This is a genomic window from Hydrogenophaga sp. 2FB (assembly GCF_005503365.1).
Taxonomy (GTDB): domain Bacteria; phylum Pseudomonadota; class Gammaproteobacteria; order Burkholderiales; family Burkholderiaceae_C; genus Hydrogenophaga.
Window position 1 is genome coordinate 26,707 of the sequence record NZ_SCML01000013.1, and the last position, 24,707, is coordinate 51,413.

At 65.3% G+C, this 24,707-nt stretch carries 24 protein-coding genes; 15 read left to right on the forward strand and 9 right to left on the reverse strand.

Going from position 1 to position 24,707, the window contains the following annotated elements:
* The first annotated feature begins 24 nt into the window (after nucleotides 1–24).
* The 4 genes from FFS09_RS09865 (at nucleotide 25) to FFS09_RS09880 (ending at nucleotide 4,170) form a co-directional block, all read left to right on the forward strand.
* Nucleotides 25–993 carry a LysR family transcriptional regulator gene (locus FFS09_RS09865; RefSeq protein ID WP_137918694.1) on the forward strand — a complete coding sequence of 323 codons (969 nt, stop codon included), beginning with the start codon at nucleotides 25–27 and terminating at the stop codon, nucleotides 991–993.
* Between the two features lie 99 nt (nucleotides 994–1,092).
* On the forward strand, nucleotides 1,093–1,662 hold the full coding sequence (locus FFS09_RS09870) for a carboxymuconolactone decarboxylase family protein (protein ID WP_137918695.1): 570 nt from the start codon (nucleotides 1,093–1,095) through the stop codon (nucleotides 1,660–1,662).
* Between the two features lie 8 nt (nucleotides 1,663–1,670).
* Nucleotides 1,671–2,498: an amidohydrolase family protein gene (locus FFS09_RS09875; RefSeq protein WP_137918696.1), complete on the forward strand. Its 828-nt coding sequence runs from the start codon at nucleotides 1,671–1,673 to the stop codon at nucleotides 2,496–2,498.
* Nucleotides 2,499–2,628: 130 nt separating this feature from the next.
* Nucleotides 2,629–4,170: a hypothetical protein gene (locus FFS09_RS09880; protein WP_137918697.1), complete on the forward strand. Its 1,542-nt coding sequence runs from the start codon at nucleotides 2,629–2,631 to the stop codon at nucleotides 4,168–4,170.
* A gap of 114 nt (nucleotides 4,171–4,284) precedes the next feature.
* Here FFS09_RS09880 and FFS09_RS09885 read toward each other — a convergent pair whose 3' ends face one another.
* Nucleotides 4,285–4,722 (reverse strand): PRC-barrel domain-containing protein, encoded by a 438-nt coding sequence (locus FFS09_RS09885; RefSeq protein WP_137918698.1) that lies wholly within the window; start codon nucleotides 4,720–4,722, stop codon nucleotides 4,285–4,287.
* A gap of 213 nt (nucleotides 4,723–4,935) precedes the next feature.
* Here FFS09_RS09885 and FFS09_RS09890 point away from each other — a divergent pair, with 213 nt between their 5' ends.
* Nucleotides 4,936–5,466: a hypothetical protein gene (locus FFS09_RS09890; RefSeq protein ID WP_137918699.1), complete on the forward strand. Its 531-nt coding sequence runs from the start codon at nucleotides 4,936–4,938 to the stop codon at nucleotides 5,464–5,466.
* Nucleotides 5,467–5,489: 23 nt separating this feature from the next.
* Here the strand turns inward: FFS09_RS09890 and FFS09_RS09895 are convergent, their stop codons facing one another.
* Nucleotides 5,490–6,575, reverse strand: a complete 1,086-nt coding sequence (locus tag FFS09_RS09895; protein WP_137918700.1) for a BMP family ABC transporter substrate-binding protein — start codon at nucleotides 6,573–6,575, stop codon at nucleotides 5,490–5,492.
* Between the two features lie 176 nt (nucleotides 6,576–6,751).
* On the opposite strand from FFS09_RS09895, the gene FFS09_RS09900 reads away from it, so the two are divergent.
* The 5 genes from FFS09_RS09900 to FFS09_RS09920 all read left to right on the forward strand — a co-directional run bounded on the left by FFS09_RS09900 (nucleotide 6,752) and on the right by FFS09_RS09920 (nucleotide 10,987).
* Nucleotides 6,752–7,693 carry a LysR family transcriptional regulator gene (locus tag FFS09_RS09900; RefSeq protein ID WP_137918701.1) on the forward strand — a complete coding sequence of 314 codons (942 nt, stop codon included), beginning with the start codon at nucleotides 6,752–6,754 and terminating at the stop codon, nucleotides 7,691–7,693.
* A 111-nt stretch (nucleotides 7,694–7,804) separates the two neighbouring features.
* Nucleotides 7,805–8,464: a Rieske 2Fe-2S domain-containing protein gene (locus FFS09_RS09905; RefSeq protein WP_137918702.1), complete on the forward strand. Its 660-nt coding sequence runs from the start codon at nucleotides 7,805–7,807 to the stop codon at nucleotides 8,462–8,464.
* 16 nt (nucleotides 8,465–8,480) lie between these two features.
* On the forward strand, nucleotides 8,481–9,344 hold the full coding sequence (locus FFS09_RS09910) for an aromatic ring-hydroxylating oxygenase subunit alpha (RefSeq protein ID WP_137918703.1): 864 nt from the start codon (nucleotides 8,481–8,483) through the stop codon (nucleotides 9,342–9,344).
* A 16-nt stretch (nucleotides 9,345–9,360) separates the two neighbouring features.
* Nucleotides 9,361–10,335, forward strand: coding sequence for a PDR/VanB family oxidoreductase (locus tag FFS09_RS09915; RefSeq protein ID WP_171019953.1), 975 nt, complete (start codon nucleotides 9,361–9,363; stop codon nucleotides 10,333–10,335).
* A gap of 22 nt (nucleotides 10,336–10,357) precedes the next feature.
* Nucleotides 10,358–10,987: a glutathione S-transferase family protein gene (locus FFS09_RS09920; RefSeq protein WP_137918705.1), complete on the forward strand. Its 630-nt coding sequence runs from the start codon at nucleotides 10,358–10,360 to the stop codon at nucleotides 10,985–10,987.
* 50 nt (nucleotides 10,988–11,037) lie between these two features.
* On the opposite strand, the gene fusA is transcribed toward FFS09_RS09920, so the two are convergent.
* From fusA to FFS09_RS09945, 5 genes are all read right to left on the reverse strand, one after another.
* Nucleotides 11,038–13,068: an elongation factor G gene (gene fusA, locus FFS09_RS09925; protein WP_137918706.1), complete on the reverse strand. Its 2,031-nt coding sequence runs from the start codon at nucleotides 13,066–13,068 to the stop codon at nucleotides 11,038–11,040.
* Nucleotides 13,069–13,515: 447 nt separating this feature from the next.
* Nucleotides 13,516–14,223, reverse strand: coding sequence for an aquaporin Z (gene aqpZ / locus FFS09_RS09930; protein ID WP_137918707.1), 708 nt, complete (start codon nucleotides 14,221–14,223; stop codon nucleotides 13,516–13,518).
* Between the two features lie 131 nt (nucleotides 14,224–14,354).
* A complete protein-coding gene (locus tag FFS09_RS09935) occupies nucleotides 14,355–14,966 on the reverse strand; it encodes a glutathione S-transferase family protein (RefSeq protein ID WP_252374315.1) in 612 nt (203 codons plus the stop codon).
* A gap of 14 nt (nucleotides 14,967–14,980) precedes the next feature.
* Nucleotides 14,981–16,210: a CaiB/BaiF CoA transferase family protein gene (locus tag FFS09_RS09940; RefSeq protein WP_137918708.1), complete on the reverse strand. Its 1,230-nt coding sequence runs from the start codon at nucleotides 16,208–16,210 to the stop codon at nucleotides 14,981–14,983.
* Between the two features lie 36 nt (nucleotides 16,211–16,246).
* Nucleotides 16,247–17,203 (reverse strand): Bug family tripartite tricarboxylate transporter substrate binding protein, encoded by a 957-nt coding sequence (locus tag FFS09_RS09945; protein WP_137918709.1) that lies wholly within the window; start codon nucleotides 17,201–17,203, stop codon nucleotides 16,247–16,249.
* Nucleotides 17,204–17,410: 207 nt separating this feature from the next.
* On the opposite strand from FFS09_RS09945, the gene FFS09_RS09950 reads away from it, so the two are divergent.
* From FFS09_RS09950 to FFS09_RS09960, 3 genes are read left to right on the forward strand one after another with little or no spacing between them, the layout of a single operon-like run.
* A complete protein-coding gene (locus FFS09_RS09950; protein WP_171019954.1) occupies nucleotides 17,411–18,487 on the forward strand; it encodes a mandelate racemase/muconate lactonizing enzyme family protein in 1,077 nt (358 codons plus the stop codon).
* 41 nt (nucleotides 18,488–18,528) lie between these two features.
* Nucleotides 18,529–19,530, forward strand: coding sequence for a Bug family tripartite tricarboxylate transporter substrate binding protein (locus FFS09_RS09955; protein WP_137918711.1), 1,002 nt, complete (start codon nucleotides 18,529–18,531; stop codon nucleotides 19,528–19,530).
* Nucleotides 19,488–20,327 carry an alpha/beta fold hydrolase gene (locus tag FFS09_RS09960; RefSeq protein WP_212745083.1) on the forward strand — a complete coding sequence of 280 codons (840 nt, stop codon included), beginning with the start codon at nucleotides 19,488–19,490 and terminating at the stop codon, nucleotides 20,325–20,327. Before FFS09_RS09955 ends, FFS09_RS09960 begins: the two co-directional genes overlap by 43 nt.
* Here FFS09_RS09960 and FFS09_RS09965 read toward each other — a convergent pair.
* Complete coding sequence (locus FFS09_RS09965) at nucleotides 20,324–21,100, reverse strand: enoyl-CoA hydratase/isomerase family protein (protein ID WP_137918712.1); 777 nt, start codon at nucleotides 21,098–21,100, stop codon at nucleotides 20,324–20,326. The genes FFS09_RS09960 and FFS09_RS09965 overlap by 4 nt on opposite strands.
* A gap of 200 nt (nucleotides 21,101–21,300) precedes the next feature.
* Between FFS09_RS09965 and FFS09_RS09970 the strand changes: the two genes are divergently transcribed.
* Both FFS09_RS09970 and FFS09_RS09975 read left to right on the forward strand, forming a co-directional pair.
* Nucleotides 21,301–22,932, forward strand: coding sequence for a tannase/feruloyl esterase family alpha/beta hydrolase (locus FFS09_RS09970; RefSeq protein WP_171019955.1), 1,632 nt, complete (start codon nucleotides 21,301–21,303; stop codon nucleotides 22,930–22,932).
* A 241-nt stretch (nucleotides 22,933–23,173) separates the two neighbouring features.
* Nucleotides 23,174–23,683 carry a DUF1993 domain-containing protein gene (locus FFS09_RS09975; RefSeq protein ID WP_137918714.1) on the forward strand — a complete coding sequence of 170 codons (510 nt, stop codon included), beginning with the start codon at nucleotides 23,174–23,176 and terminating at the stop codon, nucleotides 23,681–23,683.
* 283 nt (nucleotides 23,684–23,966) lie between these two features.
* Here the strand turns inward: FFS09_RS09975 and FFS09_RS09980 are convergent, their stop codons facing one another.
* Nucleotides 23,967–24,365, reverse strand: coding sequence for a hypothetical protein (locus tag FFS09_RS09980; RefSeq protein ID WP_137918715.1), 399 nt, complete (start codon nucleotides 24,363–24,365; stop codon nucleotides 23,967–23,969).
* Between the last annotated feature and the right edge of the window lie 342 nt (nucleotides 24,366–24,707).

The window sequence follows — 24,707 nt, forward strand, 5'->3', positions numbered from 1 at the left end:
ATGCCCGGTCAACCCGCTCTGCCCATGTCTTCCCGAAAAATCACCAGCGTCAAGCTCGCCCTGACCGCTGATCTTCAACAATGGCGCGACTTTCTGGCCATCGCGGAGAGCGGCAGCCTCACGCGCGCCGCGCTGTTCCTCGACGTCAACCAGTCGCTGCTCAGCCGCCACCTGAACGCGCTCGAGCGCGCCTGCGGGGCGCGTCTGTTCAACCGCACCGGGCGCGGCGTCGAACCGTCCGACGTGGGGCAACGCCTGTTGCCGCATGTGCGTGCCTTGCTCGCCAGCGCCGAACAGCTGGAGCAGGAAATCAGCGGCGAAGCGCCCATGCCCTCGGGGCGTGTGGTGCTCGGCTCCTTGCCCTCCATCACCAATTCGTTCGCGGGCAAGCTCTACAAGCAGATCCGCGCGCACTATCCCGGCATCCAACTCAAGATCCTCGAAGGCTCCAGCGGCCAGGTGGAGGAATGGCTGGCCGATGGGCGGGTCGACGTCGCCATCCTCTACCGCTACGGCCGCACCCTCGCGGAACACGAGCAGGCCTTGTGCACCGTGCAAAGCTACCTGGTCGGTCGGCGCGGCGACCGGTTCACGCAAGCGCCCGAGATCCCTTTTGCTTCGCTGGACGGCCTGCCCTTCATCCTGCCCAGCGCACCCAATGGCCTGCGCACCGCGCTGGACGCGCTGGCGCGGCAACACCGCATCACGCTCGAACCGGTGATCGAGGCCGACTCGCTGCCGCTCATGCGCTCGGTGGTGGCGGAAGAGGGCCTGTATACCGTGCTGCCCTTGCACGCGGTGTGGAGCGACGTGGAAGAAGGCAAGCTGCAAGCGTCACGCATCGTGTCGCCCGGGCTGCAGCGCATCGTCTCGATGTCGCTGGCGCGCACCAAGGGGCCAGGCAAGGCGATCTCGGCCGTCACCGCGCTCGTCGAGCAGGCGGTGGCCGACGAAGCCAGCCGCGGCATGTGGCAGGTCGGCGGGCCCGAGTGAGGAATGCAAAGCTGCCATGCCGATGAGGTGATGGCAGCGGGCGCGGCAGCCCCTTAAGCTTGTGCGCTGGTTTTTCCCCCGCACAACACGAGACACACCATGCCGCGCCTTTCCTTCCCGAGCCCCGACACCATGTCGCCCGAACAACTGGCCGTCCACAACAAGGTGGTGTCCGGCCCGCGCGGCGAAATCAAAGGCCCGCTGCGCGCCGCCTTGCACAACGCCGAGCTGGCCGACCGCTGGCAAGCCCTGGGCGCGCTGCTGCGCTACCAGACCACGCTCACGCCGCGCCAGTCGGAGCTGGCCATCCTCATCACCGGCCGGCATTGCCGCTCGCCTTTCGAGTGGTTCGCGCACGTCCCCGAAGCCGAGAAGGCGGGCTTGCCGCAGGGCGTCATCGAAGCCCTGCTGGCGCAACGCCGCCCCGAAGGCCTGGACGCCACGGACGCGGCCATCTACCAGTTCGCGCTCGAACTGAACCAGACCCACTCGGTGAGCAACGCCACGCACGCCGCGGCCGTGGCCGCGCTGGGCGAGCGTGGCGCGGTCGAACTCACGGCCCTGGTGGGTTACTACACACTGGTCGCGATGACCTTGAACGCGCACGAAATCCCGTTGCCCGCCGGTGTCGAGCCCGCGTTCCCGCGCCCGCAAGACGAACCGGCGTGAGCGGCCCCATGCGCACCACGATGGCAGGCCACTGGGATTGCCACGCCCACCTGTTCGGCCCCTATGCCGACTACCCGCTCGCCGCTGAGCGCACCTACACGCCCCCGGAAGCCCTGGAGCGGCAGTACGCCGCGCTGCTCGAACGCCTGGGCATGGCGCACGGCGTGCTCGTGCATCCCAGCGCCTACGGCACGGACTACCGACGGGTGTTGGCCGCGCTGGCCGCACGGCCGCAGTGGCGCGGTGTGCTGGTGGCCCAGGCCAACACGGCGTTGAACCTCAAGGACTTGCGATCCAAAGGCGTGCGGGCCTTGCGCTACAGCCACCGTGGCGGTGCCGCAGCCAACTTCGCTGGCAGCGCGTCGTTGGACGACCTGATCGCCATGGCCCCCGCATTGGCCGACGCGGGGCTGCACGCCGAGCTGTGGACCGACCGGCAGGTGCTGCCCGCCATCGCCGACACGCTGCGCAGCCTGCCCGTGCCGGTGGTGCTCGACCATATGGCGGGCTTCGATGTGAACAGCGGCATCGACGAACCGGGCTTCGCCACGCTGTTGCGACTGCTGAGCGAAGGGCATGTGTGGGTCAAGCTCTGCGCCTACCGCAACCTGCTGTCGCTGCCGATGCCGCAATGGCAGGAAGCAGGCCGCGTGTTTCATCAGGCGCTGATCCAGGCCCATGCCGATCAACTCGTGTGGGGCAGCGACTGGCCGCACCTCAACGTGAAGCCCGCCCCCGACGCGGCGGACTTGCTGGCCCTGTTCAAGGACTGGACGGGCGATGCGTCCGTGGTCGACAGGATCCTCGGGGAGAACCCGGCGCGCTTGTACGGTTGAAAGGCCGCAGACATCTCACCGCATTCCGCGCCTTGATCGACAACACAAGACAACGTCGGAGACACAACAAACCAGGAACCCGATGCGCGCTGGCGTTACTCATGCAGTATCCCGCCAGCAAAGGACTCCCGTGACCACGGTCCATCAATTTTTTAACGCCGTGTTGGGCAAGCAGCCCGTCGCGAAGACGGGTCCCAAGAGCGGCCAGCCCGGGGTTGCCGATGTTCCAGCCGTTGAAAGGCGCAGCGCACGCTCCGTGGTGCGGCACACAGTGGCGCGTTTCGTTGAGATCGTCACGGCGGGAAGCAGCCGCACCAACAAGGCGGGACGGGCTGCACAGCAGCAGGAAAAGGCGGCGCTGAACGTGGCAGACCAGGCGCTTGGCAACGTCATCAAGCTCGCGTTGTCGAAGCGCCCCGCGACCGCAATGATGGCGTGCGAGAAGGTAACGCATGCACTGAATTCCATCCCGCCAAAGACCACGAACCCATCCGATTCCGCCGCCCAACTTCGCGGGGCGCTTGTGCTCAAACAACTGGCTGCACTGACCGTCGCCGAACTCGCGACCTTGAAAGATGTGCTGGCCCAATGTCAGCAGCCTTCATCGGATCCCGACATCCAACAGCTAAACGGGAGGGTGCAATCAGATCCCGTGATGCAACAGCTGGACATGTCGGTCAAGTCGGAGGCGCTGCGCCACCAGTTGGTTCACCTGAACCTGGAGGGTGAGGCGCGTTGGGCGGTACGCCCGGTGACGCTATGGGCCACGGACAAGGCGATGCTGGTCGGACTCAAAGACGTGCGCGACCTCGCCAGCTCGCTGATCGACCAGGCCCAAAAAAGCGACAGCGATGACACCGTGCTCCCGGGAACGCACTACAAGCTGGGTGCTCTCAAAGACTTCAAAGACTATGGCGACACGGTCGTCAACGAACTCAAGAGTCGCGCGATCAAGTCGCTGGAAAGAGTGAGCCCGCAGGCCTTGCAAGCGATGGAGGGGCCAGAACTCAAGGCGCTGAAAGAAGACGTCGACTTTCTCCTGGAGAACCCGGTGAAGAACGTCGACACCGTGCACGTGCAGGGGCTGAAGAACGATGTGCTTTCCCATATCAAAGCCAACGAAATCAAAACCACCGAGAGCCTGCTGGGAAAGGGACCATTCAACGTCCAGCGTCAGGACGCTGCAAAGCTCGCAACGATGGCCGAGGACATCGCCCGGTTGAAAGACAAGCCACTGGCCGTCGCCGATGCCGAACAGGCGATAGCAGCCGCGGTCGACAAACGCAAGCAAGATGCCGAATCAGCCTTCAAAGCCTCGCTGCGAACGGCCGTGCGCCAGGCGCGCGCGGCCAATGGAGCACAAGCGCTGATGGATTTCCTGACCAAGGCACAAGCGGCCGAGAGACTTTTTAGCGCGCTGAAGACGCCGCTCGGAACGACCGAATCCACCCAGTGGATCCAGGCGGTGCTCCACGAGGAACTGGGTCATGGGCCGATCGGCGAGTCGCAGTTGAAGACGCTGCAAAAGAGCCTGAACGCCGGTGCGGGCAAGCGAATTCGGGACCACTTGTCCGCCCAGAACGATGGCAGTGTGGGCCCCGCGATCCAGTTGACCAACGCCCTCGGCGCGATGTTTCCAGAGGGCGGTTCGCCTCCTGCCAAAAGGGCCTAGGGCCACAGACGAGGGAAGCGCATGGTCAGCGGCGTGGCGCCAGGACGCGAGGTCGATTCCACCGAGCTCTACATGCCGTAGCGCCGCGCCGCATGGGCTTCACGCCCATGCACTTCAGGGCAGACCTGAGCCCACATACGGCTTCGTGCCGTAGTAATCGTGGATGCCCTTTTCCCAGGTCGTGTCGGCCATGTCGGGCCAGTTGTCCTTGTCAAAACCGGGCGCGTCTTTCAGGCGGTCCTTGCTCACGTCGAGCACGAAGCGTTTGTTGACCGTGTCCAGCTTCAACGCCGCCCAGGGCACGGCGAACAGCTTTTCGCCCATGCCCAGAAAGCCGCCGAACGACAGCACGGCATACGCCACGCGGCCGGTGCCCATGTCGAGCATGAATTCCTTGATGTCGCCCAGGTCGTCGTCCTGGGCGTTGGCCACATCGTTGCCCAACAAGGTGTTCGCGCCCATCAGATGCGGACCGGGGCCGCGGTGGACCTTGCCTTCCAGGACTTTGCCACGGACGTAGATGCCGAGGGTGTCGCGTTCTTCGTAGTTCATGTGAGTCTCCGGTGAAGAGTGGGGGACGCAGGTGCCAACTGCACGGCGCGCGCGGCCGAAGCCACGCGTGCATTCAGTCTGAAGGCGCAGCGCAGCGCGGTCTGTTCGGCAACACACGCGACTACACGGCGGGTGTCTGGGCTACGATGCGCACTCCCTTCGTGGGTCCCAAGAAGCGCACCCGTCCTCCACCTCCCATCCCACCGCCGCCTCATGACCCAACCCACCATTTCCACCCGCCGCCAGATCATCACCGTGGTGATGCTGGGGTTCGCGCTCATCGGCGGCGTGGTGCGCTGGCTCGCGCCAGATCCGTCGCTGGCGCGCACGCTGGGCTCCTTGCTGATGGTGCTGTGGCTGCCCATCGTCGGCAACATCATCGGGTGGCTGATGCAGCGCGCGAAAACGCCGAAGAACCTGCCGCCGGGCTTCGCGCCCGGCACCGCGTTCGAGCCCCACGCGCGCATCGAACTCACCTTGCTGGCGGCCGACACGCCATTGCTCAGCCAGCCGATCCGCGCGGGCTACTTCGTGGGGGCGTTGGTGGTGGGGTCCGAGGCCTTCACCACGCGCCTGGCGGTGCCGGCGGGTGGGGAACCGGTGCCGGAAGTGCCTTGCACGTTGGAGGTGCAGTTTGTGCGGCCGGCGTTGGCGCTGGCCCAGCTCACGCCTGAGACCAGGTTCGCGTTGCTCGAGGGCCGCACGGTGCTCGGCACGGGCTACGTGCTGCCGACGGCGGGCTGAGCAGCGTCGTGCGAGGCGGGGCGCTACTGGCGCTGCCCACCCACGATGCCGTTCACAAACCAGTCCATCTTCCCCAGGTCCGCATCGGGCAACGTGGACCCGGCTGCCACTCTTACCACCCCTTTCTGGTCCTTGATGGGGCCGGCAAACACGTTCAGCTTCCCGCTCGCAATCTCTTTCTCTTTCGCTTTCACGAGTTCCATCGCTTCTCTGGACACCCGAGGCCCCATGGGCGCGAGCTTGACAACGCCCTCCGCAAGACCGCCCAGGTAGACGCCGGGCTTCCAGGTGCCCGCAATCACCTCTTGCGCCACCCTGGTGTAGAACGGTCCCCACTGGTGGCTCACGCCGGTCAGGTAGTTTTTGGGTGCGAAGCGCTGCATGTCGGAGTGAAACGAAATCACCGCGACACCGCGCTCTTCGGCGGCCTGCACGATGACAGGCGTGTTGGTGAAGTGGGTCAGCACCTCCACGCCGAGGTTGATCAGCGACAGCGCCGCGTCGCGCTCTTTCGGTGGGTCGTACCAGGAGTTCACGAACACGGTGCGCACGACCACCTTGGGGTTGACCGACTGGGCGCCCAAGGTGAACGCGTTGAGGTACCACATGACATCGGGCACGGGGAAAGAACCCACGAAGCCGAGCGAACCCGTTTTGGAGGTCTTCGCCGCAAGCACACCCGCCAGGTAACCCCCTTCGTGCCAACGGGCGTTGTAGCCGGCGAAGTTGGCGGCCGTCTGGTAGCCGCTGGCAATCACGTACTTCGTCCCGGGTGTGCCGGTGGCCACCGCTGCCATGGGGCGCATGTAGCCAAAGGACGTGCCAAACACCAGGTCGAACCCGTCGTTGGCCAATTCCCGCGCCACGCGGCTGGCGTCCGGGCCTTCGTCCACACTGGCGATGGACCGAACCTGCACTTTGGACCCCAGGGCTTTCTCCAGTTCCTTTCGGCCCATGTCGTGCTGATAGGCCCACCCCGTGTCCCCCACCGGGCTGGGGTACACGAACCCGACTTTCAACGGCTCGGCCGCGACGGCCGGGGTCGTGCTGGTGCCGGTGAGTGCCAGGAGGGTGACCGACAGCAATGAAGTGGCAAGCGCTTTTTTCATGGAGTCTCCGTAGGGTGGGGATCGGCCGCTTTCGGCGGTGCGTGTCGTTGCACGTCGCCACAGTAGCGATTCCACGAACGCTCTGTAAGCCACGGGATTGAGACGCAGCCTTTCATTGATGGAACAATCCGCAGACTTGACAATGGCGCGTCCATGCCACGAAGGAAACCGCACACATGAACGTTGATTTGAAGCCCATCGAAGCTTTCGTTCACGTCATGCGCAGTGGGAGCCTGACGAAGGCCGAGGATGTGACGGGCATATCGAAGGCCACGCTGAGCCGCCACATCTCCCGACTCGAAGAAGACCTGGGGAGCCAGCTGCTGATTCGCTCGTCGCGCCGGGTGACGCCCACCGAAGCCGGCAGAGCCTACTTCCTCCACTGCGAAAACCTGCTCAGCGAGGTCAGTGGTCGCATGGAGACCGCCCGCACGGACGTTCAAGCCCTCACCTCGGGCGTGTCCGGCACGCTCTCCTTGCTGGTGGACTCGCAGTTCGGCACGTCTTTTCTGTGCCATGTCGCCAAGGTGTTCCTGGAAGTCCACCCCAGCCTGCAGTGCCAGTTCAACATTGCCAACCGTCACAGTGCGCCGCAGATACAGGACGTGGACTGCTACGTGTGCGAGCGGCCGCCGGACCTGCCCAACCTGGTGGGCAAGCTCCTGGGCCGACTGACCTATAGCCTGTACGCCAGCCCGGACTATCTGCTGAAACACGGCCATCCGGAGTCCCCCGACCAACTCGCCGAGCACAGCAGCATCGTGTTGAAAGACGCGCAGGACGACGCGGAGGTCGTGCTGCATTCGGGTGGGGCCAGCCGCGTGGTGCGCCACAAGGAGTCCTTCACCACGAACGACCACTGGGTCATGAAGACCTTCTGCACCGACGGGTTCGGCATTGCCCTGTTTCCGGATTTTTTCACCCGGCCCGAGGTGCGCCAGGGCAGCCTCGTGCCCGTCTTGCCCGAGTGGAAGCCCGAGCCCCGTCGGCTCTACTGCGCGTACCAGCGCCAACGGTACATGGGGCAGAAGGTGCGGTCCTTTGTCGACCTGATGGCCCGCTGCGTTGCCGATATCGACACCTTCAACAACTGGGTGAGCATGACGCCCGTGCGGTGAGGCCGGGGCGTCAACGTTACAAAAACGGAACGCAACGTATCGACGCCGTTCTTTCGGCGCGTCCTGAAAGTGGATAACTTCTCGGCACCCCACCGAAAGAAGTTGTCCCACATGACCACAGACCCGATCTGGATCCCCGTAGCGCCCTCGACCAGCATCCAGGCCGCCCACCACATCACCGCCGTGTTTGCGCACGACGAAGAGATCGCCTTGTGGCGATCGGCCGAAGGTGCGCCGCAAGCCTGGGAGAACCGGTGTCCCCATCGCGGTACCCGCTTCACGCTGGGCCGCGTCTTGAAGGGACGCGTGTCTTGCGCGTACCACGGCTGGGAGTTTGAAGCCGACGGCGGCAAGTGCAGCTTCATTCCCGCGCACCCCGATCAACCCGCACCCAGGCATGTGGGCGCCGCGACGTTTCGGGCAGTGGATGCCCAAGGCATGGTCTGGGTGGCCCAGCGCGGCACCTCCGGCGATCAGCCACTGCCTGCGCCGTTGCCCCAGGAGATGGACGGGCGCTTCTGCAGAACGCTCAGCGTGCGTGTCGACGCCATCCACGCAGCCCAGGGCCTGCGGGCGTCGGGCCTGCAGGAGCGCGCCGCGTGCACGTGGACTGGCGCTCTGTCCGGGCACAACGTCACCCTGTTCCTGAACCAGGCCAGCAGCACGTTGACGATGCTGCATGCGTGGGTGGCCAGCGATCTGAACGACGCCGAGCTGCACCCGGTGTTGGCCGCATTGCGTTCGCTGCGCAGCCGCCTCGAAGCCGCATAACCACCAGGAGACACCCATGGCGTTTCAGACGACGGACGACAACTTTCTCAACGACTGGTTGACGCTGGGCCCGGTGGCCCGGCTCAAAGGCACCACGCACCAGAACCCGCGAAAAACCCAGCTGCTGGGCGCGCCTGTGGGCGTGTGGCTCGACGACTCCGGTGCCGCGCATGTCACCCAAGGCCAAGCCGAACTTCTCACCGACACCCGGTATGGCTATGTGTGGGCCTGCCCCAGCGGCCAACCCGCCAAGCCGCTGTTTGCGTTCCCCGAGCACGGCGAGCCGGGAAGACGCATCGTGGACTGCGACGGCATTGGCGTGAGCGTCTCCGGTCTGCGCATGGTCGAGAACTTTCTGGACATGGGGCACTTCCCGTACGTTCACACCGGCTACCTGGGCAAGGTGCCACACACCGAGGTCACGCCGTACAAGGTGCAGGTGGAACCCGATACGCAAGAGATCTGGGCGACCGATTGCGAGTTTTTCCAGCCCAAGACATCGGCCACAGCGACCACCGGCCTGCAGGCCGCGTACCGGTTCCGCGTGATGCAGCCGATGACCGCGATGCTCTACAAGTCGTGCTTCAACCGCGAAGACACCCTGGACGCCATCGCGCTCTTCGTGCAGCCGCTGACGGAGGAAAGCTGTATCGCCTACGTGTTGCTCGCGTACTTCGAAGACCAGTTGAGCGACACGGAGCTGATCGCGTTCCAGCACACCATTTTTGGCCAGGACAAACCCATCCTGGAGAACCAGCGGCCCAAGCGGATGCCGCTCGCGCCCACCGCCGAAATCCCCGCGCGCTGCGACGCCACCTCCGTGGCCTTTCGCCGTTGGCTGAGGTCCAGAAACGTGAGCTTTGGCGCGCTGCCCGCTTGAGCTGGAGATGCACACCATGTCTGCCAGCAGGCCATTCGTCATCCGCCGCAAGTGGGCCACCGCCACCGACTTGGTGGGTTTGGAGCTGGTGCCCCGCGATGGCGGCGAGCTCGACGCCTTCGAGCCGGGCGCCCATGTTGAATTCAAACTGAAGAAAGCCGGCGCGCCGCCCATGCTGCGCCAGTATTCGCTGTGCAACGCCCCTGGCGAGCGCGATGCGTACGTGTTCGGCATCAAGCTCGAGGAAAAATCGCGCGGTGGCTCCAGGCTGATCCACGACGCGTTGGGGGAGGGCGATGTGGTGGACCTGGGCGTGCCGCGCAACCATTTCCCCATTGCCGGCGCGGCGGGTTCGCACTTGCTGCTCGCCGCGGGCATCGGTGTGACGCCCCTGCTGGCCATGGCGCAGAAGCTGCACGCCGAGTCGGCCGACTACCAGCTGCATTACTTTGTGCGCGACACAGGCCACGTGGCGTTTCCCGAACGGCTGCAGGCCGCGAAGAACGCGGGGCGGCTGCACGTGCACGCCGGGCTGGGTGTGGAACAGACGCGCCAGCACATCGAGCAAGCCATGGCGAGCCTGGCGCCGGGTGCACACGCCTACGCGTGCGGCCCCAAGCCGTTCATGGATGCGGTTGCCGCCATCGGCGCACGGCAACTGGATGCCGAGCGACTTCACTTCGAACACTTCCAGGGCGCCGTTGCCGCACCGCTGGAAGCCGATACCGAATTCGAAGTGGTGCTGCCCCAACGCGGTGTCTCGTGCGTGGTGCGCGCCAACCAGACCATCGTGCAGGCGCTGGAGGCCGCTGGCTGCGCCATTGCCGTGTCGTGCGAACAAGGGGTGTGCGGCACCTGCCTGACCGGTGTGCTGGAAGGCCGGCCAGACCACCGGGATTTTTTCCTGTCGGACGACGAGCGCGAGCGCGGGCAACACATCATCCTGTGCTCGTCGCGCTCCCACTCGCCGCGCCTGGTGCTCGATCTTTAAAACGCAAGCCTCACGAGAACCCATGAAACTCTACGACTACGAACTCTCGGGCAACTGCTACAAGGTTCGCTTCCTGCTGCACCAACTCGGCGTCGAACACGAGAAGGTGGCCGTCAACTTCTTCCCCGGGAGAGAACACAAGGAAGCCTGGTTTCTGGAGCAGGTCAACCCGAACGGGCAAATCCCCGTCATCGACGATGGAGGCTATCTCTTGCGCGACGCCCAGGCCATTCTGGTCTACCTGGCGTCTCGCTTCGATGCCGCCAGGCGCTGGTATCCCGAAGACCCCCAGACGCGCGGGCAGATCCACCTCTGGCTGGCCACGGCAGATGACATCACCCGCACCGCGTCGGCGGCACGTCTGCACGATGCGTTGGGTTATGACGTCGATATCGAAGCCTGTCGGCAAGGCGCCAAAGCCGTCTTCCGCACCCTGGACGACCACCTGGCCGAACGCCAGGCCACTGGAAAGACGTGGCTCGCGGCGGACCATCCCACCATCGCCGACGTGGCTTGTTTTCCCTATGCCGCGCTGGCACCCGAGGGGGGCATTGCGCTCGACGAATTCCCCGCCATTCGGCGGTGGATCTGGGACTTCAGACACCAGCCGAACTTCGTGGGCATGTCCGGCATCTTTGCGCCCGATCTCTAGGCATGTGCCAAAAAATAAGGGTGCAATCCCGCAAGATTGCACCCTTCTGGTCAAGCTGCAGCGAGCTCGGCCACGGCCGCCGGCGCCACTTGATAGCCATCGAACTGCATCGTGTACTGCGCCCGGCCCGATGAAAGCGCACGCAGCGTACTGATGTAGCCGAACATCTCCTTCAGCGGTACCAGCGCATCGACCACCGTGGCCGTGCCGCGCACGTCATGCGCTCGCACCTGGCCACGGCGGCGGTGCAGGTCGCCGATCACGTCGCCCAGGTATTCGGTGGGCGTGATCACCTCCACGGCCATCACCGGCTCCAGCAGACGCGGCCCTGCCTTGGCGAAGGCATCGCGCAGCGCATGGCTTGCCGCCAGCTCGAAGACCATGGCCGAGGAGTCGCGCTCGTGGAAAGCGCCATCCAGCAGCACGGCGCGGAAGTCCACGGCCGGGTAGCCCGAAGCCGGACCGGCTTCGGCCGCGCGCCGGATACCCGCTTCCACCGCGGGAATGAACTCGCGGGGAATCGCGCCACCGACGATGCGACTTTCGAACTGCACGCCAGCACCGCGCTCCAGAGGCTCCAGTCGCAGCGTGAGCTGCGCGAACTGGCCCGGGCCGCCGGTCTGCTTCTTGTGCACATGCACCAGCTCCACTGCCGTGGCAATGGTCTCGCGGTAGGCCACCTGAGGACGGCCCACCACCACGCCCACGCCGTGGCGCTCTTGCAGCTTGTGCACGGCAACCTCCAGTTGAAGCTCGCCCATGCCGGACAGAATGGTCTGCCCCGATTCCTCGTCCTGGCGCACGCGCAGACTCGGGTCCTCGCGCAGCATGCTCTGCAGTGCCTTGGACAGGCCCTGCTGGTCGGTCTTGGTGCGCGGCTCCAGCGCCATGTGGATCACCGGCTCCGGCACCGCAATGGACTCCAGCTGCACCGGGTGCTTGGGGTCGCTCAGGGTCTGGCCCGTGAGTGTGTCCTTGAAGCCGACCACCGCAGCGATCTCGCCCGCCACCAGCTCGTCGCGTTCGACGCGCTTGTCGGCATGCATCTCGTAGAGGCGGGCCGCGCGTTCCATGCGCCCGGTGCTGGTGTTGAGCACCGAATCGCCACGCCGCAACCGGCCTGCATACAGGCGCACGAAGACCATGCTGCCGTGCTCGTCGGCCACCACCTTGAATGCCAGGGCGGCCAGCGGCGCGCTGTGGAGGTCCGTGGTCACACCTTCGCGCTCGCCAGGTGCGGGCAGCCAGTCGACCACGGCATCCAGCAGCGGCTCGACACCGCGATTGCGGAAGGCCGAACCCGCCAGCACCGGCACAAAGGCACGCTTGCGCACGCCAGCGCGGATGGAGCGCTGCAGCAGTTCCACCGAGGGCTCTTCGCCGCGCAGCCAGGTCTCCAGGGCCTCATCGTCTTGATCGACCACGGCTTCCAGCAGGCGCGCGCGTGCCGCCTGGGCTTCGGCCAGGCGTTCAGCGGGAATGGCGGCCTCCTGCACCGGTTGCGATGCATCGTCACGCTCCCAGAGCAGAGCACGCATGCGCACCAGGTCCACCACGCCGCGGAACTCGGCCTCGGTGCCGATGGGCAGGTGCACCGGGATGGCCTGCACACCCAGGCGTTCGCGCATCGACGCGAGCACGCGTTCGAAGTTCGCACCCGCGCGGTCGAGCTTGTTGACGAAGGCGATGCGCGGCACCTCGTGCCGGTCTGCCAGGCGCCAGTTGGTTTCGGTCTGCGGCTCCACGCCGGCCACACCATCCAGCACCACCACGGCGCCGTCGAGCACGCGCAGCGCGCGGCCCACCTCGATGTTGAAGTCGATGTGGCCGGGTGTGTCGATCAGGTTGACCTGCGCGTCGCGCCAATGCACGGTGGTGGCGGCGCTATTGATGGTGATGCCGCGTCGGCGCTCCTCGGGGTCGAAGTCCATGTGGGCGGCGCCGTCGTGCACTTCGCCCATGCGGTGGCTTTCGCCCGTGTAGTAGAGGATGCGTTCGCTAAGTGTGGTTTTGCCCGCGTCCACATGGGCAATGATGCCAATGTTGCGGATGCCGTTGTTGTTGTTGTTGGTGCGGTTCATGGTGAATCTTTCCGGACCCTTTCGAGGGTCCACATGCCAGGACGATCAAGCCGCCCCGGCATGGATTCACCAGGGCTGGCTCAGGACGGAATGGATCGGCCGGAACACGGGCGCACGCGCACGGTTCCCACGTTCCGGCGGGCGGGAATCGTGGCGATCAGCTTGTCGTAAGTGCGCGTGAACATGGTGGAACCTGAAAAAACAAAACCCCGGAAGACGATGCCTCCGGGGTTGTGGGGCCGGAAGGTCATCGCCTTCCGATTGCCATCGAAAGGACGCAGCTATGCAGCGAACGTGGCTTTGAGGGCGTCGAAATTGAACATGTCCGTATTTTCCGGGAACTGGAGTGTCCTGAGCGTCAGTAGGGCTGGATCTTGTCGTGAAAGGTGAGGCCGGTAGACCCACCCGCGCGGGCCGCCACCCTGGACAGCCCTGCGGGCCAGTGACTCAGTCGTCGTCGCCGTCGGAGAGCACCGCGCGCCAGATCATCGCGCCGAGCGTGGCGCCCACGATGGGCGCCAGCCAGAACAGCCAGAGTTGTTCGAGCGCAATCGACGGGCCGAACAGCGCGGGGCCGGTGCTGCGCGCCGGGTTGACGGAGGTGTTCGTCACCGGAATCGAGATGAGGTGGATCAAGGTCAGGCACAGACCGATGGCCATGCCCGCAAAGCCAGGGGCTGCTTGCCGGGCCGTGGTGCCGAGGATGACCAGCAGGAACACGGCGGTCAGCACCATTTCGAGCAACAGCGCGGCCGCCATGCCGTAGCCGCCCGGCGAGTGTTGTCCATAGCCATTGGTGGCGAAGCCCCCCACGTCAACGCCCGGTTTGCCCGTGGCAATGAGATACAGCAGGCCGGCCGCCACGACGGCGCCGAACACTTGTGCGATCACGTAGCCGGGCAGTTCCGCCGCGCGAAAGCGCCCACCCAGCGCCAGGCCCACCGACACCGCCGGGTTGAAGTGCGCGCCGGAGATGGGACCGAACGCGTAGGCGCCGGTCAGCACCGTCAGGCCGAAGGCCAATGAGACGCCGGTGAAACCGATGCCCAGTTCGGGAAAGGCCGCCGCCAACACCGCGCTGCCGCAGCCGCCAAACGTCAGCCAGAACGTGCCGAGGAATTCGGCGGACCACTTTTTGAAGTTGCTGTGTGTCATGTTGCTTGCGGGGCGAAGGCGCCCAAGGTGAGGCAACGCGAAGATAGGCAGGCGTGGCAACCCGCGCAAGCACATTAACAATGATTTGACACTCGCGGTGGGGGCTGCGCGACGTGCCCGGGCAGGGGCGCTTAGCCGTCCACGGGCTCGGTGGCGCGCACCGAAGCGCGCTGCTGCACCGTCTCGAACCATACCGCCAGCCGAGGCGCCCGCGCGCGCCAATCGTGGCTTGCAAAGCGGTAGTCGATGTAGCCCAGCGCGCAGACGAGGGTGAGGTGCCCGATGCCAAACGCCGTCTGCGCCAACGCGGGCGCTTCCGCTTCCAGCAGCGCCAGCGCCGCGTTGATCTTGAGCTCGAACGCGGCGATCAGATTGGCCAACGGCACGTCGCGCTCGCGTTCGTTGCGCCACAGGATCAGCGCGTCCAGCATGCCGTCGCCCAGTGCATGCCAGCGCAGCGCTTGCCAGCGCGCATCGCCTTCAGCGGGAAACAGCGACCCATCGGCACGCGCGTTCAGGTACTCGCAGATCACCACCGAGTCCCACAGGGTGCTGCCATCGTCGAGCACCAGTGCGGGAATTTTTGACAGGGGATTCACTTCCATCAGCGCCGGGTTGGGCTTGAGCATCGCCGCGACCGAGCGCACAAGTTCGAGTTGCTCGACGACGCCGACTTCGTGCGCCGCGATCATCACCTTGCGCACATAGGGCGACTTGGGGGACCAGTGCAGTTGCATTGACATTCAGAAATTCCTGTTCAAACCACACCGGCCGTGCGCAGCGCCGCGATGGCTTCTGCGTTGTAACCCAGCTCGGCCAGCACGGTGTCGGTGTGTTGGCCGAGGGTGGGCGGTGCGGCCACATCCACCAGCGGCGTTTCCTCGAACCGCATCGGCGTCGACACCTGCGGCACCATCACGCCGTTGGGGTGCGCCACATGCTTGAGCATGCCACGCGCTTTCACCTGCGGGTCTTCGAACACGTCCGGCACGGTGTTGATGGCGCCGCAGGGCACGCCCACCTTGTCCAGCGCGGCGATCAGTTCGGTGCGCCCGCGCGCGCCGAATTCGGCGCGCAGCAGGCCCGACAACACGCCGATGTTGCGCACGCGCTCGGCGTTGGTGGAGAAGCGCGGGTCTTCGGCCCACTCGGCGCGGCCGAGCACCTGGCACAGCTTGTTGAACTGGCCATCGTTGCCCACCACCAGGATCACGTCGCCGTCGCTGCAACCGTACACGTCTTGCGGCTGGATGTTGGGGTGCGCGTTGCCGTTGCGTTGTGGCGTCTTGCCCGACACCAGGAAGTTCATGGCCTGGTTGGCGAGCGTGGCCACCTGCACGTCGAGCATGGCGATATCGATGTTGTCGCCCACGCCGGTCTCGTTGCGCCGCGCGAGCGCGGCCAGCACCGAGACGGCGGTGTACATGCCCGTCATCAAGTCCACAATGGGCACCCCCACTTTCTGCGGGCCGCCGCCGGGTTGGCCGTCGCGCTCGCCGGTCACGCTCATGAGGCCGCCCATGGCCTGTATCAGGAAGTCGTAGGCCGGCTGGTCGCGGCGCGGGCCGGTCTGGCCGAAGCCGGTGACCGAGCAGTAGATGAGCTTGGGGTTGATCTTGCGCAGGCTCGCGGCGTCCAGCCCGTAGCGCTCGAGCGTGCCGGCCTTGTAGTTCTCCAGCACGATGTCGGCCTGCTGCGCAAGTTCGCGCACGATCCGCTGGCCTTCGGGTGTGTCCAGGCTGATGGTGATGGAGCGCTTGCCGCGGTTCACGGCGAGGTAGTAGCCGGCCTCCCGGGTGTCGTTGCCGTCGGCATCCTTCAGAAAGGGCGGGCCCCAGGAGCGCGTGTCGTCGCCCATGCCGGGGCGTTCGACCTTGATGACTTCGGCACCCAGGTCGGCCAGGATCTGCCCGGCCCAGGGCGCGGCGAGGATGCGGCTCAGGTCCAGGACCTTCACGTGGGACAACGGTCCGCGAGATGTTTGCATGGTGTGGTGGCGAGAAAAAAATGAACAGGTGCGGAATCAGTCGAGCTTGATGTTGCCCTTGGTCGCCACGCGCTTCCACTTCTCGTACTCGGACTCCATCAGCACACGGTACTCCTCGGCCGAAGAGGTCACCGCCACGGCGCCGAGCTGGTTGAGCAGATCTTTCACGTCGGGGCTGTTCACAGCTTCTTCCAGCACCGAGCGAATGCGCTTCTGCAGATCGGCGGGCACACCCTTGGGGCCGATCACGCCGTAGTTCGTTTCCATCACCACATTGGGCAAACCCAGCTCGGTGGTGGTGGGGACGTCCGGAATTTGTGGGGAGCGTTTGGTGCCGACCACCGCCAGAATCCGCAGTTGCCCTTGTTGCGCAAAAGGCAGCACCGCCATCAGATCGGTGGAGATGAATTGCACTTCGCCCGAGAGCACCGCGGTCACGGCCGGCGCGGCGCCCTTGTAGGGAATGTGCGTCACGTCCAGCTGCGCTTCCTGCTTGAACAGCTCGGAGCCAATGTGCGGCGTGGTGCCCGGTCCGGCGGAACTGAAGTTGAGTTTGCCGGGCTGGTCTTTGGCGCTCTTCGTGAGTTCGGCCAAGGTCTTGATGCCGGACTTGCTGCTCACCGCGATCACGGCCGGGTTGCGCGCGACGAGGCTGATGTAGCCGATGTCCGACTGCGCATACACGACCTTGGTGAGCGCGAACATGCCCGCCACCGGGCCGGGTGCCACCAGGCCGAGCGTGTAGCCGTCGGGCTTGGCTTTGAGCACCTGGTCGACGCCAATGGTGCCGCCGCCACCGCCCTTGTTGTCGATGACCACGGGCTGCCCGGTCTTTTGCGAAATGTGCGCGCCGATCTTGCGCGCCATGACGTCGGTGGGTCCACCCGCGGCGTACGGCACCACCAGTCGAATGGGGCGCTCGGGCCAGGTCTGGCCGATGGCGGAAGTGGCCATGGCCAGGGTGACGAGGAGGAGGGCGGCGGGTTTGAACATGGCGGTGTCTCGGTGGTGTTCGTTCGGGTGTCGGATGGAGAACGACTGTAGGTTTCCAAAGCCGGTCACACCACACGGCCGGCGGCAATTCAGCCATGCAATCGGCGACGCTACGGGGTAACCCTGATGCCGTGGACTCAGCTTGCATACCAGCCTTGCGGCAACAGTGCGGTTCTTGCGCGAAGCCGCTCAATAGACTCGCGGCATATGAAGATCGCCTCCGCCACGCTCCGCCCTTGCACGCAGGCGCTGGGCGACCCCGAATGGAAATTTGCGCGCGCGCAGGTGCCGCAACTGGAAGGCTGGGTGCTGCACCTGACCGACGACGATGGACACCTGGGCCTGGGCTATTGCCATGCCATTCCGGCCATCTCCACGCACGGCGCGGGCGCGCGGGCAGGGCTCGAATTTCTCGCGCCACGCCTGGTGGGCCGGTCCGTCGAGGATCTCGCGGGCACGATGGAAGAGATCGACGCCACACTGGCCTGCCAACCCACGGTGAAAGCCGCCATCGACATGGCGCTGCACGACCTGCTGGCGCGCCGCCTCGGTGTGCCGGTGCACGTGTTGCTCGGTGGCAAGCTGCGCGACAGCGTGGCCCTGTCGCGCATCCTGCCGATCAAGGCGCCCGAGGCCATGGCGGCCCAGGCGGAACAACTCGCGGCCGAAGGCTATGGCCAGCTCAAGCTCAAGCTGTCGGGCGACACCGCGCTGGACGTGAAGCGCGTGGCGGCAGTGCGCGCGGCCGTGGGCGACGCGGTCACGCTCACGCTGGACCCGAACCAGTCGTACAACGCCAAGCAGATGATCCGCGCGTTCGCAAAGATGGAGCGCCACGACATCGCCTTGATCGAGCAACCCGTGCCGGCCGCCGACATCGCGGGTCTGGCACTGCTCACGCGCACGCTGCCGGTGGCGATCGAGGCGGATGAGAGCGCGCAGACCGTGCGCGATGTGTTTCGCCTGGTGTCCGAACGCGCGGTGGACGTGATCAACCTCAAGATCACCAATCTCGGGGGCATCCGGCGCTTTCTGCAGGCCGTGAAGATTTGCGAAGCGGGGCAGATCGGTTGCCGCATGGGCGCGGCCTTTGGCCCGGCGCTGATGCAGGCCATGAGCCTGCAGGCCGCGAGCGTGGTCACGCGCTTGCCCTATGCCTGCGAGTTGTCCGAACACATGCACCTGCGGGACGACCCGTTCAGCCCATTGCCGGTGCACAAGGGTTCGCTCACCTTGCCCGGTGGTCCGGGCTGCGGCGTGACATGGCGCGAGGCGCCGGCGTGACACCACACCACCGTTTTCAGTTTCAATACCCAGGAGACAACATGACACCAACACCCATCACCACCCGCCGCACCGTGCTGACCCGCGTGGCGCAACTCGCCGCCGTGGCCGCCTTGGGCGCCACCGTGCTCCATGCGCACGCGGCTTACCCCGACAAGCCCGTGCGGCTGATCGTGCCATTCCCCGCCGGTGGCGCGGCCGACACCATGGCGCGCACGTTGAGCGAGCGCCTCAGCACCGAACTGGGCCAACAAGTCATCATCGACAACCGAGGCGGCGCGGGTGGTGCGCCCGCGGCAGAGGCTGCGGTGCGCTCGGCACCCGATGGCTACACGCTGTTCTTCGGCACCATGGGCACCAACGCGATCAACGTCGCGCTGTACCCCAAGCTGCGCTACGACCCGGTGAAAGACTTCGCGCCCATCGCGCTGACGCACATCACGCCGCGCGTGTTGGTGGTCGGGCCGTCGGTGAAGGCACGCAGCGTGGCCGAGCTGATCGCGCTGGCGAAGAGCAAACCCGACGGGCTCACGTATGGCTCGGCAGGCAGCGGCAGTTCCAGCCATCTGTCGGGTGCCTTGTTCGAATCGATCACCGGCGTGAAGATGCTGCACATTCCATACAAGGGCAGCGCGCCGCTGATGGCCGACGTGCTCGCGGGCCGCGTGGACATGACCTTCGATTCCTACACCGTGTACCAGGAGCACATCAAGAGTGGCAAGGTGGTGCCGCTCGCGGTGACCTCGCGCACGCGCATGGGCGTGGCGCCCGAGCTGCCGACGCTGGAAGAGGCGGGGCTCAAGGGCTATGAAGTGTCCAACTGGCTCGGCGTGTTCGCGCCCGCCGGCACGCCGGCCGACATCGTGAAAAAGCTCAACGGCGCCGTGGGCCGCGCGCTGGCCGTGCCCGAGCTGCGCCAGCAACTGGTGGCCCTTGGCATCGAACCCGCGTTCAGCACCCCGGAAGCCTTGGGCACGCTGGTGCGCAATGAAATTCCGAAATGGGCCGAGATCGTGAAGCGCTCGGGCGCGACGGCGGACTGATGACGGGGACCGCGCGCCGCACCGTGCTGCTCGCACAGGAGCAGCACACGCTGGAAGTGACCGCGGAAGGGCCGGACGACGGCCCGCCGCTGGTCATGCTGGCCTCGTCGCAGCGCGACCCCGGCGACTTCGATGACAGCGCCGGCTTGCTGGCCGCAGCCGGCTTTCGGGTGCTCAGGCCCTGGCCACGTGGCATGGGCGCGAGCAACGGAACGCTGGACGGTTTGAGCCTGTACACGCTGGCGGCCGACGCGGTGTTTGCGCTGCAGCACTTGAGCAGCGGACAACCCGCGATCTGGCTCGGCCACGCCTTCGGGCATTTCGTGGCGCGTGTGGCCGATCTCGCGCACCCGGCGTGGGTGCGTGGCGTGGTGGTGGCAGCCGCCGCTGCGCGCACGTTTCCGGCCCACGTGCCGTCCACCCTGGCGACGGCGTCGGATACCTCACAACCGGATGCGCTGCGGCTCGCTGCTTTGCGAGAAGGCTTCTTCGCTCCCGGCAACGACCCCGGGCCGTGGTTGCACGGTTGGCACCCCGCGGTGCGCGCCGCGTACAAGGCCGCCGGTGCGGTGCCCGACAAGAACCTGTGGTGGCCGGTGGCGCATGCGCCCATCCTGGACCTGCAGGCCGCGCAAGACCCGTGGCGTCCGCCAGAAACGCGCGGCGAATTGCGCGATGCGTTGGGCGACCTCGTGACCGTGCGCGTGATCGACAACGCCAGCCACGCCTTGCTGGTGGAGCAACCGCGTGCCGTGGCAGAGGCGGTGCTGGACTGGGTGGACAGCGCGGCGATTTAGCGGCCGGTGAACACCGGCGCGCGTTTCTCGGCGAACGCGCGTTGCGCTTCCTTCGCGTCGTCGGTCTTGCCGATCTGTGCCGTCATGTCCTGCTCGTAGCGGTAGCCGTCGCGCAGCGACATGTCTTCGATCACGTTGAGGGTGTGCTTGCCCATGCGGGTGGACACGGGGCTCTTGGACGCGATGGTCTGCGCGATCTCCATGGCCCTGGGCAGCAGCTCTTCGGGCGTGGTGCACAACTCGGCGATGCCCAGGCGCAGCAGCTCTTCGCCGCCCACGCGCATGCCAGTGAGCGCCATGCGGCGCAGGCGGGAGTGGCTGAACAGGCGCATGGCGTGGCGGCAGCCGCCGAGCAAGCCCACGTCCACCTCGGGCAGTCCGAGCGATGCTTTTTCGGAGACCACGATGATGTCGCTCGACGCTACCATGGCCAGGCCCGAGCCCAGCGCCGCGCCGTTCACCGCCACCACCACGGGCTTGGCGCATTCTCGGATCGCGTGGAAGCATTCGCGCGTGCGGCGCGAGTGGGCCGAGAAGTCGCCCGCGACCTTGATGTTTTCTGCGCGTCCCTTCAGGTCCGCGCCCGCGCAAAACACCTTGCCCGCCGCGGTGAGCACGACTGCGCGCACGTGGTCCATTTCGGAGATGCGGTCCAGCGCGAGCGTGAGTTCGTCGTTGAGCGTGCGGGTGAGCGCGTTGACGGGCGGCGCGTTCATCGTGAGCGTCGCGACGTGGCCGTCGAGTTGGTAAATGAGTTGGGTCAGGTCGTCCATGGTGTCTCTTTGGGGATGGTCTTCAGGTCGACCCATTGTGCCGACGCCGTTGCCGCAAGCCGCACCGGGAAGCGCATAGCTGCATTGCGGTGTGGCGGGTTCCTCGTGTTGCGATGGCGCGCGATAGTCCGGACCGCTGCGAGAAACCGCAATCCCGTCGCGGCTTCCCGCCTTCCCTCATTCCAATATGGAGACATTCGATGAAACAACGCACTTTGGCCCTGGCCGCCACGGCCCCGATAGCCGCGCTGGTGGCCGCCGGCTGCGCGACGTGGGGCGACCCCGTGGCGAGTGCATCCGCCGCGCCGCTGCCCCTCAACTGTGCCGCGGTGCAAGGGCTGCGATTTGATAACACGGTGTTGCAGAGTGCCAGCCTCGTCGCTGCCGGTGCGGTGCGTTCGGGCAACACGCCCATGCCCGCGCACTGCCTGGTGAAGGCCGAGATCAACCCGCGCACGGGTGTGGACGGCGTGCGCTACGGCATCAACGTCGAACTGCGGCTGCCGCTGCAGTGGAACGGCCGGTTCCAGTTCCAGGGTGGTGGCGGGGTGGACGGTGTGGTGCGCGAGGCCTATGGCACCTTGCGCGAGGGCGTCACGCCCGCGCTGGCGCAGGGCTCGGCGGTGGTCAGCACCGACTTCGGCCACACCGGCACCAGCACGCGCGACGCCACCTTTGGCCTGGACCCGCAGGCGCGCATCGACTGGGGCTACAACGCCGTGGACAAGACGACCCAGCTCGGCAAGGCCATCGTCGAGCGCTTCTACGGCAAGCAGCCCAACCACTCTTACTACGTCGGCTGCTCTGGCGGTGGACGCCAGGGCATGATGGCCTCGCAGCGCTTGCCGCAGCATTTCGACGGGGTCGTCAGCGGTGCCCCGATCCTGGAGCAACATGCCGCGCAGGTCGGCTCCCTTTACGGTATCCAGGCCTTCGCGGCAATCGCACCCACCGACGCGGGTGGGCTCCCCATCCTCAGTCGCGCATATTCCGACGGCGACCGCGCGCTCATCGTGAAGGGCCTGCTGCAGGCCTGCGATGCGCTGGATGGCGCGGCCGATGGCCTGATCGAAAACTATCAAGCCTGCCGCTTCAATCCAGCCGTGTTGCAGTGCACCGGCGCCAAGACCGACACCTGCCTCAGCTCGGCCCAGGTGACGGCCCTCACGAAGGCCATGGCGGGTCCTCGGAACAGCAAAGGCGAGCAGCTGTACCCCGGCATCCCGTGGGACACCAGCATCAGCGGCGCCACCTGGCGCGGCAACTGGCTGGGCACTTCAACGACGGGCGAGCCCAACGCCGCACGCGCCACCAACCAGTCGATCAAGTACGTGTTCATGACGCCACCGAAACCGGACTTCGACTACTTCCGCTTCAACGTCGACACCGACGTGCAGTTGCTCGCCGAGTCCGCGAAGATCACCGCCGCCACCAGCACCGACTACAGCGCCTTCAAGCAACGCGGCGCCAAGACGATCGTCTTCGTCGGGCTGGGCGATTCGCTGGTCAACCCCGCGGGCGTCAACCATTGGTACAAAAATCTTGTGGATGCCAGTGGCGGGCTCGCGGCCACGCAGCAGTTCGCGCGGCTCTACAACGTGCCGGGGATGGAGCATTGCTCCGGCGGCTCTGCGCTCGACGTGTTCGATCCGGTGACACCGCTCTACGATTGGGTGGAGAAGGGCGTGGCGCCGACGACGCTGACGGCTACGGGGAAGAGCTTTCCTGGGCGCACGCGTGGTATCTGCGCTTATCCCCAGATTGCGCGTTATGTGGGTTCTGGTGATGTGAACGACCCGAAGAGCTTCCGCTGCGAGGACGGGCGGCTCTGATATCTCCAGGCTTCGTCTGCCACGGCTGGCGAGGCTTGGCCATTGGTTGAAGGCGGCTGGATTCTTTGCGGTGCAGCGGTTGCTGCCTCTCGTGCTTCACCCACATCTGGGGCCATGTGGGTTCGCGCAGCATGCAAGCGGCACACGCGATGGTTGGCCAATGCTGTTAGCCTCACATGGTCGGCATGGCCTCTGCCATGCCAGCCCCGGCGATCGAGCCCCATTTAAAAGTGAATTCATCATGACCAGCCCGCTGTACAACGCCTCCGTTCCCGTCATGCAGCAGATGCTGCACGCCTTATCGGATGTGCTCAAGAAAGCCGAAGACCACGCCACGCAAAAGAATATCGATCCAAATGCTCTACTCCAGGCGCGGCTGTTTCCCGACATGTTTCCGCTGATACGTCAGGTACAGATCGCCGCAGACTTCTCCAAGGGCATTTCCTCCCGCCTGGCTGGTGCCGAGGTGCCGTCCTGGCCCGACACCGAGGTCAGCTTCGTGGACCTGCAAGCATTGATCACCAAGGCTTTGGCCCATATCGGCTCCTTCAAGCCTGATCAATTTGATTCAAGTGAGAGCCGCGAGATCGTATTGCGCCCCGGCACCCCTAAGGAAAAGAAGCTGATCGCCAGCGCATATCTACTGCACTACGGCCTGCCGCAGTTTTTCTTCCACGTGACCACCGCCTATGCCATCTTGCGCCACAGCGGCATTGAGATCGGTAAACGCGACTACATGGGTGCTTATTAACACTGGGCATCCGACCCGTTTCGGGCGTCCAAAGTCGGTTTTTGGATGGCGGTATTGCAGCGACAGCCGTCGATCGCGGCTGGGAGCTGCGTTCTCGTTGCTTGGCACGAAGCCGTCATAGGCGCACCCAGCGGCAGGGCGGCATCAATGACAGGTATCGAGAGGGCTGCAGTCATCCAGCTTGGAAGGCACTAGGTACCCCCTCAAATCGCGATCGAACGTCAGCTACTCGAAGGGCTGAACTCACACCTCCGACCTGTAGCCGCCGTCGCGCGGTCGGACCTCATGTTCTAGGCTTATGCTCGTCCCTAGCTGCTTGTGTTTGTTGTGAACTCTCTGCGGTAAACGTAACCTCCAGCACACGCAGTTTGCCAAACGCTTCGGTGTACAAGATCGTTTCCGAGCCAGATGGTTTTTGCTTGGCGTCTACCGTGAGCTGGATTTCGAATTGGGCGCCCAAAAGCACAGCGTTCTGTAGCTTCTCAAATTGAGAAGGCGCAATGGCTACCGAGACTCGGCATCTGTTGTGGCAGTAAATTGCACCAATCGAATCTTCCGGGACGTCAATGTCAGCATCGCCTTGGCTGTGTACCCAAACGATGATCCCGCTGGCTTTGACGTCAACTGCACTGTCGGTATAGACGCGCCGCGGCTCAAGGACTCTGGTGAGCATCTTGACCATGACGCTACCTCCGTTGGAGTCTGTCGAAATTTCGACCGCAGCACTGGAGGATGAGAGAGTTAAGTATTCAAGGTGCATGTTCGCCAAATGTGTCATTTCTCGGGCATTCTGCCTCTCGGCACCGGTTGCTACATGCATATGTGCTTCTGGCCGAGGCTGTGTCGAAACTCCTCTGAGTTCCGTTTTCAGCGATCCCCCCATTGGCACACTCGCAAAAATGCAGCCTGGGCCAAACTGAGAGGTTGACTTTCGGACTGGCGTCAAACGCGATGAGTTTTCGCACACCCTCGGCCGTGACCGGATCTCCCTGCGAGTCGTCACAAGCTGACTCTGGTCGACAGT

What these genes read in the sequence shown, in the direction of transcription:
- FFS09_RS09865 (WP_137918694.1), top strand. Translation starts at nt 25, where the DNA reads ATGTCTTCCCGAAAAATCACCAGCGTCAAGCTCGCCCTGACCGCTGAT.
- FFS09_RS09870 (WP_137918695.1), top strand. Translation starts at nt 1,093, where the DNA reads ATGCCGCGCCTTTCCTTCCCGAGCCCCGACACCATGTCGCCCGAACAA.
- FFS09_RS09875 (WP_137918696.1), top strand. Translation starts at nt 1,671, where the DNA reads ATGCGCACCACGATGGCAGGCCACTGGGATTGCCACGCCCACCTGTTC.
- FFS09_RS09885 (WP_137918698.1), bottom strand. Translation starts at nt 4,722, where the DNA reads ATGAACTACGAAGAACGCGACACCCTCGGCATCTACGTCCGTGGCAAA.
- FFS09_RS09890 (WP_137918699.1), top strand. Translation starts at nt 4,936, where the DNA reads ATGACCCAACCCACCATTTCCACCCGCCGCCAGATCATCACCGTGGTG.
- FFS09_RS09895 (WP_137918700.1), bottom strand. Translation starts at nt 6,575, where the DNA reads ATGAAAAAAGCGCTTGCCACTTCATTGCTGTCGGTCACCCTCCTGGCA.
- FFS09_RS09900 (WP_137918701.1), top strand. Translation starts at nt 6,752, where the DNA reads ATGAACGTTGATTTGAAGCCCATCGAAGCTTTCGTTCACGTCATGCGC.
- FFS09_RS09905 (WP_137918702.1), top strand. Translation starts at nt 7,805, where the DNA reads ATGACCACAGACCCGATCTGGATCCCCGTAGCGCCCTCGACCAGCATC.
- FFS09_RS09910 (WP_137918703.1), top strand. Translation starts at nt 8,481, where the DNA reads ATGGCGTTTCAGACGACGGACGACAACTTTCTCAACGACTGGTTGACG.
- FFS09_RS09915 (WP_171019953.1), top strand. Translation starts at nt 9,361, where the DNA reads ATGTCTGCCAGCAGGCCATTCGTCATCCGCCGCAAGTGGGCCACCGCC.
- FFS09_RS09920 (WP_137918705.1), top strand. Translation starts at nt 10,358, where the DNA reads ATGAAACTCTACGACTACGAACTCTCGGGCAACTGCTACAAGGTTCGC.
- fusA (WP_137918706.1), bottom strand. Translation starts at nt 13,068, where the DNA reads ATGAACCGCACCAACAACAACAACAACGGCATCCGCAACATTGGCATC.
- aqpZ (WP_137918707.1), bottom strand. Translation starts at nt 14,223, where the DNA reads ATGACACACAGCAACTTCAAAAAGTGGTCCGCCGAATTCCTCGGCACG.
- FFS09_RS09935 (WP_252374315.1), bottom strand. Translation starts at nt 14,966, where the DNA reads ATGTCAATGCAACTGCACTGGTCCCCCAAGTCGCCCTATGTGCGCAAG.
- FFS09_RS09940 (WP_137918708.1), bottom strand. Translation starts at nt 16,210, where the DNA reads ATGCAAACATCTCGCGGACCGTTGTCCCACGTGAAGGTCCTGGACCTG.
- FFS09_RS09945 (WP_137918709.1), bottom strand. Translation starts at nt 17,203, where the DNA reads ATGTTCAAACCCGCCGCCCTCCTCCTCGTCACCCTGGCCATGGCCACT.
- FFS09_RS09950 (WP_171019954.1), top strand. Translation starts at nt 17,411, where the DNA reads ATGAAGATCGCCTCCGCCACGCTCCGCCCTTGCACGCAGGCGCTGGGC.
- FFS09_RS09955 (WP_137918711.1), top strand. Translation starts at nt 18,529, where the DNA reads ATGACACCAACACCCATCACCACCCGCCGCACCGTGCTGACCCGCGTG.
- FFS09_RS09960 (WP_212745083.1), top strand. Translation starts at nt 19,488, where the DNA reads ATGGGCCGAGATCGTGAAGCGCTCGGGCGCGACGGCGGACTGATGACG.
- FFS09_RS09965 (WP_137918712.1), bottom strand. Translation starts at nt 21,100, where the DNA reads ATGGACGACCTGACCCAACTCATTTACCAACTCGACGGCCACGTCGCG.
- FFS09_RS09970 (WP_171019955.1), top strand. Translation starts at nt 21,301, where the DNA reads ATGAAACAACGCACTTTGGCCCTGGCCGCCACGGCCCCGATAGCCGCG.
- FFS09_RS09975 (WP_137918714.1), top strand. Translation starts at nt 23,174, where the DNA reads ATGACCAGCCCGCTGTACAACGCCTCCGTTCCCGTCATGCAGCAGATG.
- FFS09_RS09980 (WP_137918715.1), bottom strand. Translation starts at nt 24,365, where the DNA reads ATGGTCAAGATGCTCACCAGAGTCCTTGAGCCGCGGCGCGTCTATACC.